Source organism: Shewanella putrefaciens (genome assembly GCF_016406305.1).
Lineage (GTDB): Bacteria > Pseudomonadota > Gammaproteobacteria > Enterobacterales > Shewanellaceae > Shewanella > Shewanella putrefaciens_C.
In genome coordinates, this window is sequence record NZ_CP066369.1 from 3523202 (window position 1) to 3535914 (window position 12713).

General features: G+C 46.9%; 10 protein-coding genes. 3 read left to right on the plus strand and 7 right to left on the minus strand.

The genetic code is table 11. The features are described from left to right. Nucleotides 1-9: 9 nt before the first annotated feature. On the plus strand, nucleotides 10-849 hold the full coding sequence (locus tag JFT56_RS15405; protein ID WP_198780896.1) for a TIGR03899 family protein: 840 nt from the start codon (nucleotides 10-12) through the stop codon (nucleotides 847-849). 82 nt (nucleotides 850-931) lie between these two features. Here the strand turns inward: JFT56_RS15405 and cysC are convergent, their stop codons facing one another. The 5 genes from cysC to cobA form a co-directional block, all read right to left on the minus strand. After that, nucleotides 932-1546, minus strand: a complete 615-nt coding sequence (gene cysC, locus JFT56_RS15410) for an adenylyl-sulfate kinase (RefSeq protein ID WP_198780897.1) — start codon at nucleotides 1544-1546, stop codon at nucleotides 932-934. Between the two features lie 75 nt (nucleotides 1547-1621). Then, entirely contained in the window at nucleotides 1622-3346 is a 1725-nt protein-coding gene (locus JFT56_RS15415; RefSeq protein ID WP_198780898.1) for an SLC13 family permease, read from the minus strand. Between the two features lie 3 nt (nucleotides 3347-3349). Then, nucleotides 3350-4792 (minus strand): sulfate adenylyltransferase subunit CysN, encoded by a 1443-nt coding sequence (gene cysN, locus JFT56_RS15420; protein ID WP_198780899.1) that lies wholly within the window; start codon nucleotides 4790-4792, stop codon nucleotides 3350-3352. Nucleotides 4793-4876: 84 nt separating this feature from the next. After that, a complete protein-coding gene (cysD, locus tag JFT56_RS15425; protein ID WP_007645629.1) occupies nucleotides 4877-5785 on the minus strand; it encodes a sulfate adenylyltransferase subunit CysD in 909 nt (302 codons plus the stop codon). A 69-nt stretch (nucleotides 5786-5854) separates the two neighbouring features. Beyond that, the gene (cobA, locus tag JFT56_RS15430) at nucleotides 5855-6688 is read right to left on the minus strand and encodes a uroporphyrinogen-III C-methyltransferase (protein WP_198780900.1); all 834 of its coding nucleotides are present in this window, start codon (nucleotides 6686-6688) and stop codon (nucleotides 5855-5857) included. A gap of 432 nt (nucleotides 6689-7120) precedes the next feature. On the opposite strand from cobA, the gene JFT56_RS15435 reads away from it, so the two are divergent. Together JFT56_RS15435 and JFT56_RS15440 are read left to right on the plus strand one after the other, a co-directional pair. After that, nucleotides 7121-8005: a phospholipase A gene (locus JFT56_RS15435; protein WP_198780901.1), complete on the plus strand. Its 885-nt coding sequence runs from the start codon at nucleotides 7121-7123 to the stop codon at nucleotides 8003-8005. A gap of 62 nt (nucleotides 8006-8067) precedes the next feature. Next, nucleotides 8068-9618 carry a S41 family peptidase gene (locus JFT56_RS15440; RefSeq protein WP_198783602.1) on the plus strand — a complete coding sequence of 517 codons (1551 nt, stop codon included), beginning with the start codon at nucleotides 8068-8070 and terminating at the stop codon, nucleotides 9616-9618. A 41-nt stretch (nucleotides 9619-9659) separates the two neighbouring features. Here the strand turns inward: JFT56_RS15440 and JFT56_RS15445 are convergent, their stop codons facing one another. Together JFT56_RS15445 and mtgA are read right to left on the minus strand one after the other, a co-directional pair. Beyond that, nucleotides 9660-11396: a hypothetical protein gene (locus JFT56_RS15445; RefSeq protein ID WP_198780902.1), complete on the minus strand. Its 1737-nt coding sequence runs from the start codon at nucleotides 11394-11396 to the stop codon at nucleotides 9660-9662. 321 nt (nucleotides 11397-11717) lie between these two features. Beyond that, on the minus strand, nucleotides 11718-12503 hold the full coding sequence (gene mtgA, locus JFT56_RS15450) for a monofunctional biosynthetic peptidoglycan transglycosylase (RefSeq protein ID WP_198780903.1): 786 nt from the start codon (nucleotides 12501-12503) through the stop codon (nucleotides 11718-11720). Between the last annotated feature and the right edge of the window lie 210 nt (nucleotides 12504-12713).

The window sequence follows — 12713 nt, forward strand, 5'->3', positions numbered from 1 at the left end:
ATTCACCCGATGAAGGATTCAGATATTTTAATGTTGGCAGAAGAAGGCGAATCGACCTCCGAGGTCTCAGCCCGTAAAAAGGCCCTGCTTCTCGGGCGCCAATTGGGTTTAGCCAGTGAGCAAGATTATCGCCCCGCAAACGCTTCCATTGCAGAGCGAGCGCAACATAGGGCACGCAAGCTGTCGAGCCAATATCAGGCCAATGTGGAAACTATCTTTGCCCTAGCTTTGAGCTACACCCCATCGGATGTAACGGGTGTCGACCTTGATCCCGACTGGAGCCACCAGTTCTTTCTGATGGCGGAGCAGATCCATAACCGCAAGATGCAGGATCTGTGGGCACGTATTTTATCGAGCGAAATTGTTAATCCAGGGAATTTCAGCCTGCGAACCCTTGCGCTCCTTAAGCAATTAACCCACAGGGAAGCCCAAATACTGGAAAAAGCCCTCGGTATGGCGGCTAAGGTGAATAACGAACAGCGGCTAAAACTCATCAGTGGTTATCGGCTATCCGGCGGGATTGGGCAATACTTTAGAAAAACGACCTCGGTCAATTTAGGCTTATCCCAGTTTGGCCTGCCCTATTCCAGCATCTTGACCTTAGTCGATGCGGGCATACTGCACAGTAGCGAATTTGAAACAGGCCTACTGACCAGCAAAACCCCTATCCAATTCACTATGCCAGGGATACAGATGAAGTTAACCCCCAAGAACGGTAACTTACTGTTTAGCTATTATCGCTTAACGCCGATTGGTGATGAACTCGCCCAGCTGGTGCAGCCTAAGGCAGATCAAGAATACCTAAAGGCACTGCAGATTTTATTTGCCAAAGATTTTAAAATCGAATAATGGTCAGCTCTTTGCGCCAATCTTTGCCATAAAAATAGGCGCCATTGGGCGCCTATTTTATTAATTTTAAAGCATATTGTTTTTAAGATACTTTTACCTTATCAGCATTAATCACGCTGATCGCGGTTAAGTAATCGATAAGCGCTCTCACTTGGCTCGCCAAATCGCCTTTACTGGTATCTATGGTTAATTCCGCCGCTAATGGCGCCTCATAGGGTGATGAAATCCCTGTGAAATTACTTATCTCACCACTGCGTGCTTTAACGTACAACCCCTTAGGATCCCGCTGCTCACACACACTTAATGGCGTAGACACATGCACCTCAATAAACTGCCCCGCCGGGAAACGGGCACGAATGCTGTCGCGCTCTTCACGGGTCGGGGAAATAAAGGCCGATAACACCACAAGCCCCGCATCCACCATTAACTTGGCGACTTCACCCACACGGCGTAGATTCTCGTCCCGATCTTCTACGGTAAACCCTAAGTCTTTACACAGACCATGGCGCACATTATCGCCATCGAGCAAATAAGTGTGGAATCCCGCCTCAAATAATGCCCGCTCTAACGCCCCTGCTAGGGTCGACTTGCCCGCCCCAGAAAGTCCCGTAAACCAGAGTAATACTGGGTTTTGGCCCTTTTGTTCGGCCCTGGCTGCTTGATCGACAAGATGTTGATGCCACACGATATTGGTCATAAATAATCCTCACTTCCTTCGGTATCCTTGGCGATTTCAATATAAAAGTCCAAGGGCACTCAATTCACTCTAGGGCTAAAACGGAAAGATAATAGGCACCATAAAAATCACTATCAGGGAATACAGCACTGAGAGTGGTAACCCTAAACGCACGAAATCACTGAAATGGTAATTTCCCGCATTAAACACCATCAAATTGGTCTGATAGCCATAGGGCGAAATAAAGCTCGCGCTGGCACCAAAGACTACGGCCATAATAAAGGGTCTTACATCGACACCGTAATTAAGCGCAATCGCATAGGCGATCGGGAAAGCCAGCGCCGCCGCCGCGTTGTTAGTGACCAGTTCAGTCAACAACAAGGTCATCAAATACACACCGACAAAGGCGCCAAATGCCCCATAACCATTGATAACCGAGAGCAATCCTTGGGCTAAACTGTCCGCAAGGCCGGTGCTCATCATCAAGTTAGCGAGGCCTAAGGCGCTCCCCACTATCACCACTAATTCCAATGGGAAACGGCGTTTAAGCTCAGTAAGCGTGACAGCGCCGATGGCAAAATAACTGAGCAGCAAGAGCACTAAACCTTTAGCCAATGGCAATACGCCAGTGACACTCAAGGCGATAGTGGCCACAAAACCTAGCAATACAAATTGGCTACGGCGGCTATCTAAGCGCACATTCAAATCTAGGCCACTGATAGCGGCAAACTCTGAGCTGAGCTTAGTGCTGGTACGAAAACCATCCCCAGGCGTCAGTAGTAGCACATCACCGGGTTGCAGAATAATGTCACCGAGCCCGCCCTTTAGTGGATGATGCCCACGGCGAATCGCCATCACGGCCGCATCGAACTGTTCACGAAAACGCGACTCTTTCAACGAACTGCCGACTAAACTGGATGATGGCGCAAGCACGGCTTCAACCAGATTTTGCCCCTTGGCCTGATGCTTACCAAACCAATCTAAACCATCGAATTGATGTAATAATTCCACCGACTCCACCGCGCCGCTAAAGCGCAGCACATCGTCCGCTTGCAGCACTAACTGGGGCGGCACAGGGCAAATACAAATGCCGCTGCGTTCTAATTCAACTAGATATAACTTCTTCAATGCCCTGAGCTTGTTATCCACCACACTGCGACCGACTAAGGACGAACCTTTGGCCACATGGGCTTCGAGTAGATAGGGCAAGGTTTCATCCCCCGACTCTTCCCGTCTGTCGGGCAAGGTATTGGCCAGTAGGATTAGTAGCAGCATACCTGCGATCACTATCACCACAGCGACCGGTGTAAACTCGAAAAAACCTAAGGCGGGTAAGCCTGCGTTTTCCACAAAGGAGTTCACAATCAAGTTGGTCGAAGTACCGATCAGCGTCAGTGTGCCACCTAAAATTGCCGCATAATTTAGTGGTAACAACAACTTAGCGGGTGCGTGGGCCTGATTGCGCCGTACAACGCCAATGAGCGACGCCACGACCGCAGTGTTATTGGTAAAGGACGACAACAAAGCCGTCGACAACCCAAGCTTTGCAAGTGTCATAGGCAAAGAACTATTGCCTATGACTTGACTCAACTTACCGAGTAGAGAGGTTTTTTCTAAGGCCGTTGCCGCCAATACCAATAATACTAATGTGACTAAGCCAATATTTGTAAAGCTTGTTAATGCGGTATCGAGCGCCACCATACCCAACAGATAGCAGAGTAAAAAAGCGAATAAAAACAATGCTGCTGGGTTGATTCGGCCGCTAACTAAGCCGGCCACTAAGCCAAACAAAATAAGCGCTAATAGCCACAAATCAGTCACTAATTAAGCTCCAAGCTTTGTGATATCAATGGCTTGCCAATGTGGGAAGTGTTTACGCACTAAAGCATTAAACTCAACCTCAAAGGCACTAAATTGTGAAGACACTTGCTTGCTCACATGTTGACCCGATACCACCATCACAGCGGCAACCGTCGCATTACTCAAGCGGTCGATTAAGATCATCCCGCCCGTATCACGCACTAACGAATAAGCATCGAACACTATGTCTTCGGTCAGTTCTAAGGTCACACGGGCAATGGCGTTTAAGCTAAGCGTATCCGCAGCGCTGCGTGCTAAGGTGTTAACGTCAACCACATAATCGATAGCAGTCACAGAGGCTTGTGTCTTCTTACCCGCGACTTTAATGTCGTATAACTGGCCGAGTTGTAATGGCTTTTCATCCATCCAGACGATATCCGCAGTGATCTGATTTGCCACCGCAGGGGCAGAATCTGGCTTGGCCAATAAATCTCCACGGGAAATATCAATTTCATCCTCGAGCGTAATAGTCACAGCTTGGCCCGCAACTGCTTCCTTAAGATCGCCATCGAAGGTGACAATACGGTCAACCTTACTGCGTTTGCCCGAAGGTAAAGCGACTAACTCGTCGCCAACCTTGATGATGCCTGAGGCTAAAGTGCCTGCAAAACCGCGAAAATCTAAGTGAGGGCGCGACACATATTGCACCGGGAAACGCACGGGCAATGCACTGAGTTCGCGTTGAGTATCAATGGTTTCTAACAGTTCAAGCAGTGTACCGCCTTGATACCAGTCGCTTTGAGTGCTGCGCTCTACCACGTTGTCACCATTAAGCGCCGATAAGGGCACAAAGTGGATATCAAGGTTACCGAAATCTTTCACGAAATCCGTAAAATCGGCGCGAATACGGTTGAATACTTGCTCGTCAAACCCCAGTAAATCCATCTTGTTTACGGCCACCACGAAGTGACGAATGCCCAGTAATGAGGCAATAAACGCATGGCGCTTAGTTTGAGTCTGCACGCCGTAGCGGGCATCGACTAAGATCACCGCTAAATCACAGGTTGATGCACCCGTGGCCATGTTGCGGGTGTACTGCTCATGCCCTGGCGTATCGGCGATGATGAACTTACGCTTATCACTTGAAAAATAACGATAAGCCACATCGATAGTGATGCCCTGCTCGCGCTCGGCTTGCAAACCATCCACCAGCAAGGCCAAATCTATCGCTTCACCTGTGGTGCCCATCTTAGCGCTGTCGCTCTTTAGGCTCGCTAATTGATCTTCATAGATCTGCGCGCTGTCGTGTAACAGTCGGCCGATTAAGGTGCTTTTGCCATCATCGACACTGCCACAGGTTAAAAAGCGCAACAGACCTTTATGTTGCTGCTGGGCTAAATATTCTTTCACCCCATGGAGGCTAATTTCCGCCGCCATACGATTGGTTTTGTTGACTGCTTTATCCATCGTTATCTCACTCTTGATCTGCTTGGCTAAAGGTCGCGCTTTACTTGCGCCACCTTCGCGAAATAGGGTTAACCTGAGGCTTGATTAGAAGTAGCCTTGACGCTTCTTCTGCTCCATGGAGGCACTTTGATCTGAGTCGATCAATCGGCCCTGGCGTTCACTTGAACGGGTTAACAGCATTTCTTCAATAATCTTCTCTAGGCTATCGGCCTCGGAGTGCATGGCCGCCGTGAGTGGGTAACAACCTAAGGTCCTAAAACGTACCACTTCTTCTTTAATCTGCTCGCCTTCGGCTAATTGCATCCGCTCGTCATCGGCTAAAATCAGCTGACCACCGCGCTCAACCACGGGTCGTTTTGCGGCAAAGTACAAAGGCACTAACTCTATGTTTTCTTGGTAGATATACTGCCAAATATCCAATTCTGTCCAGTTAGATAACGGGAACACGCGAATACTTTCGCCCTTGTTTACCGCGCCGTTATAGGTGCGCCACAATTCTGGGCGTTGGTTTTTAGGGTCCCATCTGTGGTGACGGTCGCGAAAGGAATACACCCGCTCTTTGGCGCGGGATTTTTCTTCATCGCGGCGAGCGCCACCGAAGGCCGCATCAAAACCGTATTGGTTCAGTGCTTGCTTTAAACCTTGGGTTTTCATGATGTCAGTGTGTTTCGCACTGCCATGGTCGAAGGGGTTAATCCCCTGGGCCAAACCTTCTGGGTTGATGTGGGTCAGTAACTCGAAGCCAAATTTCTTGGCCTGGGCATCACGAAACGCGATCATCTCTTTGAATTTCCAGCCCGTATCAACATGCAGCAGCGGGAATGGGATCTTGCCCGGATAAAAGGCTTTACGCGCTAAGTGCAACATAACGGAAGAATCTTTCCCGATGGAATACAACATCACAGGATTGTCGAATTCGGCTGCAACTTCACGAATGATCTGGATACTCTCGGCTTCCAGTTGTTGTAAGTGGCTTAATTCACGCCCGGCCATACTATTCTCCGTTTACCTTAAATTTGCTGCATTGACACAGCATGATTACTTAATTTGTGACTTATTTTGTTAATTTGTCGAGACTTTTGTTATCTGAGTCAGTTCATGCTGGCACTGGGCACTGTCTATGGCTTCTGGATTGAACCAATTAAGCGTCGCTGAAAGTGCAACCACTTCACCTATGATTATCAGGGCTGGCATTTGTAATTCGGGATCGGCGGCAAGCTGTTCAAGCTCACCTAAACGGCCGATAAAACGACGTTGTTCTTTAGTGGTTGCCTTTGAGACTATCGCCACGGGTGTTTCCGGGCTTCGGCCCGCATCGACGAGACCTTGGCGAATAATGCCCGCGTTAAGTATCCCCATATACACGACTAAGGTATTGTTAGAATTAGCATAACCCTGCCAATCCATAGGGCGGCTTTCTAACTGACAATGGCCAGTGATAAAAGTGACGCCTTGGGCGTGATCTCTGTGGGTCAGCGGGATACCCGCATAGGCCGAAGTGCCACTGGCGGCGGTAATGCCGGGGACGACTTCAAATTCTACCCCGGCTTCGACTAAGGTTTGCAGCTCTTCGCCGCCGCGACCGAAGATAAAAGGATCACCTCCTTTAAGGCGAACCACATTCTTACGGGTATAGGCTTTAGTGACAAGTAGCTGATTAATATCATCTTGGGCGGCACTGTGTTTGCCAGCACGCTTACCAACGGCAATCTTCTCGGCTTCTTTGGGAATAAGTTCGAGAATATCTTGGCTGACTAAGGCATCGTATAACACCACATCGGCGACCTTAAGAATCCGCCATGCCTTTAGTGTTAACAGCTCAACATCTCCGGGGCCTGCGCCAACCAGCCACACTTTGCCTTTGGCCTTTTGGCCCGGTAAAGATAAAACTTCCATCACATTCCCCAAGATCACGTTAGTCTGGTAGAAATATAGCGCCTCTTATATTCCATAATAAATAGATAATTATTAGTTTTTATATCTTTTAGATATAACGCAGTATTTAGTGACAGAAACCAACATAAAAAAGTGCCGAATAGATGCAATAAATCCAAGACAAAAATATAATAACCAATTAAATTTATTAAACTTTTAAATCTAAATGCTAATATCTTTGCTCAATAGGGACATACAAGAACTGCTATTCTGGCACTATGTTATTGCCAAAAATTCTACTCATCTCCCTGAATGTTTGAGCTAAATCTACGTTTAACCGAGTCAAGTGCAACCATAGCTTAGGTATAAGTAACAGTGAATACATTAACTAGTGTTAAGCTAGGACGTTGATTGTAGAAAGCATAAGACTGACAAACACATCAAGGAGGGCGGATGTTCCCATTTTATAGAGCTATCGCGTTAGTAGGGCTATTCACTTGTGCGGGGCTGCATGCCGAAGAGTCCCTAGTGAAAGACAGAGTAAAGGATGAACTGGCAACAGCAGAGCTTCCCTTTGTTATCACACCGCATAAAGTCAATTACATCTTGCCTGTCACCTACAGTCCCGATCCTAATATGGAGCCCTTTACCGAAGATGCGGCCGAAAATGATTACACTTTGGATAATGTTGAAGCTAAGTTCCAGATAAGTTTCAAGTTTCCTATTTGGTACAATGTATTTGGTGACAATGGTCATCTGTTTTTTGCCTATACCAACCAATCCTATTGGCAAGTGTATAACAAGGATATCTCATCCCCCTTCCGTGAAACTAACCACGAACCCGAAGTCTTTATGCTGTTTAATAACGATTGGAAAATCGGCAGTGTCACTAACTCTTTCTGGGGCTTTGGTGCCGTCCATCAATCTAATGGTAAGTCGGGGGATCTTTCCCGGAGTTGGAATCGACTCTATGCCACTATGATTTTCGATGCCGGCCCGCTCGCTTTCTCAACAAGAGTGTGGTGGCGAATTCCGGAAGATGAAAAAACCGATCCCACTCAGCCCCAAGGCGACGATAATCCAGATATCGAAGAGTACATAGGCAGGGCTGAATTTGTCGGTGTCTATGGCATAGATGAACATAGATTCACTCTCACCCTCAAAAGTAATCTAAAGGATATCGACAGAGGTTCGGCAGAATTAACCTGGAGCTATCCGATTGCAGGTAATCTACGCTTTTATACTCAATACTTTAATGGATATGGTGAGAGCCTGATCGACTACAACTACCATAACCAACGCATCGGGATCGGAGTGTCACTCAATGATATTCTTTAAGGTGACAGCGGACAAAAATCAGCCATAATTCTATGCCGACTCGACCAGCACTATAGATGAATATGAGTTTTAGCTACCGCAGCATAGTCACATTACTCACTGCCATTATCCTCGCGAGCTTAATTAAGCTCGCGTTTTTTGCTCTGCCTGACGAAACACTTAGCCCTGAATTAAGTGCGCAGGATATACGACAAGATCTCTTTGCATTACTCGACCAAATTGAGCAACACTCGGCGTTTTATGCCTTAAATCCACCTAAAAACACCGAACAACTCACCCATATGGCAACGCTCATTGCCGAGCAATACCAAGATCTTACGCCCAATGGCAGGTTCGCAGCTGAGGTAACTAAACTACTCAATACCATGAAAGATCCTGGCTCCCAAGTCAGCAACTTTGACGATAATGGTGGTAACCTGCCCCTAACTCTCAGGCCGATAAACGAGCAATGGCTCGCATTAGATGCTAAAAATAGCCCTATTAATCCTGATTTCCCCTTTATTACCCATATCGATGGTCTGCCTTTAAGTAAATGGGTCACGGCGAGCCAAGCCTACCTGCCTGAACCCGCAAAAGAGAGCCAAGAGATGCAATTACCTTGGCTTAAAAAGCTCAATTTGTTACGGGAAGATTTAGGGCTCAGTCTCAAACCCTATGTACTGATCACCTTAATTAATGACGAGTTGCAAACCCAGCAGGTGACCCTAGCCTTACCTCAAAAATCACCACGCAATCACGCAGCGGTGACGACCAATACTGAGGCCTCGGAACCTACAGCTAGCGAACTTTTAACTCAACTTTCCCAATTAAAATCTGCAATATTGCCAAAAACGGCTTACCCATTAGAAACCATCAACAACACCACAGTGAGACTAAGGATCGACGATCTCTATGCTTTCGAGCGGGACAAGACACAACAACAAGCCCTGATTGAAGGCATGAAACAGCCGTTACTGGTGGTCGACCTACGGGAAGCCCATGGTTTTAGCCCTAAATTGCTCAGTATGCTATCCCGCTATCAGGATGCTTCTTCAGATAGTCGACCGCTTCGCCAAATAATGGGATTTGCCCATTACCGCCGCTCCCCAGAATTTAGAAACGATTACCTGCAGCCCCTCAATTTTAAACCCTTAGCGGCACTCGATTTTAGCTTACCAAAGCTGAAAATGCTGACTCGGCACTTGCCTGATATAGATGAGAACAAATTTAGCCCTTGGTATGTCCGCACTAAACCCGATGTTGCCCCCGAGGGGAGTAATCGCCTCGCACTACTGGTAAGCCCGCGGTGCCGGCAGGAATGTGAATGGATAGCTTACCGAACTAAAGCCTGGTCTAGGGTAAATTTGATCGGGGAGAAAACCTCGGGAGATTTTGCAAGACAATACCATTTTACGTTACCCAATAGTGGCTTAGAGATAAGTTTTAGCAGCTCACTCACCTATGATGCCAAGGGACAGCTGCTATCGGGAAATGGCACAGAACCCGATATTTTGTTACCTCAAAATAGTGATATTGAATGGCAGGGCCTAGTGAGTTTAGTTAAATCAGCGCCCCCTAAGTCGGTCAGTTCTTTTAGGTCACAGCCTAGGTTTGCCCAAAACCGTTCGCCATAAAAAAGCCCGCAATTGCGGGCTTTTTTATCACAGACAAGGGCTTATTTGTTATCGCCAGCTTTTGAATTCATCACTGAGCCGAAGACTAATCCTTGCTTATTAACGTCGAAACTCATTTGAACGCGCATGTTGTAATCCTTCAACATTTGCAATTCTTCGGGGATAGGTTCGCCACTCATTTCTAACAGTGTCAGCACTGGGGTAAACATTTTGCCGTAATCCGCCGACATACTATAGAGGCCATTTGCCGCGATTTTTTCATCCGCTAACTTATTGGCCAAGGCTAAACCTTTATCACCACTGTAAACCACTAAGTGTTGGCCTTTAATCGCCAACATTGGTTTGATACCTAACTCTGGTGGCAACATTAATATTGGTGATAAATCCGTTGCGTCACCATTTTCGGCCAATTGCACTTCGGCAAGCATAGGCGCATAGGGTTTCACCATATTAAATAGCATCGATGGATTATCGGCACTCAGGCTCACTAAGGCATCTAAGCTTTCAAGCTTTGGCTCTTGCTCCTGCGAACTCATCTTATAATCGAGTAATGAGACACTCATGCCCTTCACGCCATTTGCCATGCCCGTAAACATGCCAAGCATGGCAGGACTCTGCTGACTCAATTCGGCTTGCAATTCAGCCAGTGGCGCACAGGTTAACTGCGGCTTTTGCAGATCGTCCCAAATCGCCGTGAGTGAAGGCGCGACTTCGTTAACATCGAGGCCTAATCCCATAGAGAAGATAGTGCTATCGATATTGGCTAAGTGAGCCGGAATGAACCCACGCATTTTTTGCAATGCTGTGAGGATTGGCTGATTTTTAGTTTCAATCACGAAAGAGGCCGCCATATGGCTCTCTTTTTCCGTCGCAGAGAAGGCGGTTAATCCGGCAACTGTACGCGGCCAGTTTGCGGCAATGGCAGTCAACTCACTACGGCATTCAGGCGTTCTGATCTCGGCTAAGGGATCGACTCCCTCATTCTCATCGGCGAGGAACTTAGTCAGTTGCTTCGACAGCATATTGCTATCGGGAGAGGTCAAGGCCTTAACAATTTCAACATGGTTGATAAAGCTGACGCTATCTTCCATAAAACCATGGGTCTTGATGATCTCTTGCAGTATGCCGGAAGAGGCGAGTGATTGCGGCGCCTTCTTCAAGCCGAGCGCCATCTCTAACAATTCAGGCTCAGTCACCGAAGTGCTGAAAGTCACAGTTAAAATACCGTCCTTATGGGCGAATAAAAGATCTGCTTTTTCAGTAGAATCCGCATCGGATAAAGCGTAAGCGCGATAATCTACACCGCCAACTTGACGCATTTCATGGGTTACCCCACTGTCCTTTTCGGCTTTATCCAGCACAGCCCAAAATGCGGCCACTTGATTCATCTCGATTTTTAAAACAGGCAAAGCACCGAGAGTATAGAAATATGATTTTACTTCATCGGCTAAACCGAAGGTTTTTAGTAATACAGCAGGTTCTTTAATACCTTCCATATATTGCTGATAAATACTCACAAAGAACTTGCCCATCGGACTATCGAGCTCGCTCAATTCAGCGAGGGCATCCGTTGGGTATTGCTGGTAATTACCAGAAATCGATTGTAAATACGCTTTTAACGGAAATGGCTTCAACTGACCAGAAAACACGGGGGTATCGGCAGGCACATAATCTAGTAAAGGATTTGCTGAGGCACTCGAGCTTGTTCCATGCTGTGTGTACCAATACGCGCCCGCACCCGCTGCAATTATCGCCGCAGCAATGACCATCTTTTTCATCTAAAAAACTCCATTTTATGACAATTCAATTTAATGAAAACAATACCTAAAGTACCTTAGGTATTTGAATATTTATCCGCTCTTACATATCCCTTACGCAGATAATGCAAAATCAGAAAACTAAGGTGTAAAATTTGCCCGACAATTTAACATTAAACCGACACAGAAGCGAACAGGATAGACTTTCAAACCATTAGCAACTATGAGAACCAACCTTTATTCAACATATTGCCAATCTAATTCCAACTCGGTAATAAAATATCCCTCAGTCGCCGGCGAGTAACAAGGCATTTAATAGATCAATCCTCACTCAATCTCGCCTTATTCCGCCCCATGGACTTTTTTAAGCGTAATATCACCGAGCTGGCGCATTTGCTTACGGATCCAAACGGAGCGTCGTTCGACATATTGGGATGGCGGTGACACCTTATACCGCCAGGGGTTAGGTAATACCGCCGCCAGTAACGAAGCCTCATAACGGTTAAGTTTGGCCGCACTCTTAGCGAAATAATGCTTAGATGCCGCTTCGGCCCCGTAAATTCCAGGGCCAAATTCGACAATATTTAAATACACCTCAAGGATGCGGGACTTATCCCAGAACAGCTCCATTAGCAGCGTAAACCAAGCCTCGATTCCCTTACGTAAAAAACTGCGACTCGACCACATAAATAGATTTTTTGCCGCCTGCTGGCTCAAAGTGCTGGCGCCGCGCACTTTATTTCCTTTTTGGTTGTATTCGAGTGCTGAGCTTATTGCGGCAAGATCAAAGCCATTATGGTTAGCAAACTTCTGATCCTCGGCGGCTATCACGGCTAATTGTAACTCGGGGGAAATTTGCTCAAGCCCACGCCACTGGTGCCGCACCTCGGTTATAGGCGCGGGCGGAAATAAGGCGCGCTCAATGCGCCAGGTCCATATTGGAGGATCGACAAAACGAAATAACACAACGATCAGAATCGAGCTTAGCCATAAGCCGAATATGATTTTGCCTATCCAAGCGAACAATCGCTTAAGGCCTCGCTTTCCCGATTTAGGCACAGGAGGATTGACCTTGCCAGTAGGGGGACGATTGACATGATCGCGCATCGCATACAGAGGTGCGCTCATTCATATCTATCCATTGGAATAAGCTCATTATTTTTCTTATTAATCATATGCATTGTGATAGTTATTAAACCATTTATAGCGAGGTATGCGGTCAGTATTTTGTCATAAATTAAGCCATAAACCGAGAAAAAACGGCAATAGGAACAAAAGATTAAATAAGGGATGGTACAAACATGATTAAAGCGGGCTTAACTCGACCTCGGCAGCTTT

What these genes read in the sequence shown, in the direction of transcription:
- cysC (WP_198780897.1), bottom strand. Translation starts at nt 1,546, where the DNA reads ATGACCAATATCGTGTGGCATCAACATCTTGTCGATCAAGCAGCCAGG.
- JFT56_RS15445 (WP_198780902.1), bottom strand. Translation starts at nt 11,396, where the DNA reads ATGAAAAAGATGGTCATTGCTGCGGCGATAATTGCAGCGGGTGCGGGC.
- JFT56_RS15435 (WP_198780901.1), top strand. Translation starts at nt 7,121, where the DNA reads ATGTTCCCATTTTATAGAGCTATCGCGTTAGTAGGGCTATTCACTTGT.
- mtgA (WP_198780903.1), bottom strand. Translation starts at nt 12,503, where the DNA reads ATGAGCGCACCTCTGTATGCGATGCGCGATCATGTCAATCGTCCCCCT.
- JFT56_RS15440 (WP_198783602.1), top strand. Translation starts at nt 8,068, where the DNA reads ATGAGTTTTAGCTACCGCAGCATAGTCACATTACTCACTGCCATTATC.
- cobA (WP_198780900.1), bottom strand. Translation starts at nt 6,688, where the DNA reads ATGGAAGTTTTATCTTTACCGGGCCAAAAGGCCAAAGGCAAAGTGTGG.
- JFT56_RS15405 (WP_198780896.1), top strand. Translation starts at nt 10, where the DNA reads ATGAAGGATTCAGATATTTTAATGTTGGCAGAAGAAGGCGAATCGACC.
- cysD (WP_007645629.1), bottom strand. Translation starts at nt 5,785, where the DNA reads ATGGCCGGGCGTGAATTAAGCCACTTACAACAACTGGAAGCCGAGAGT.
- cysN (WP_198780899.1), bottom strand. Translation starts at nt 4,792, where the DNA reads ATGGATAAAGCAGTCAACAAAACCAATCGTATGGCGGCGGAAATTAGC.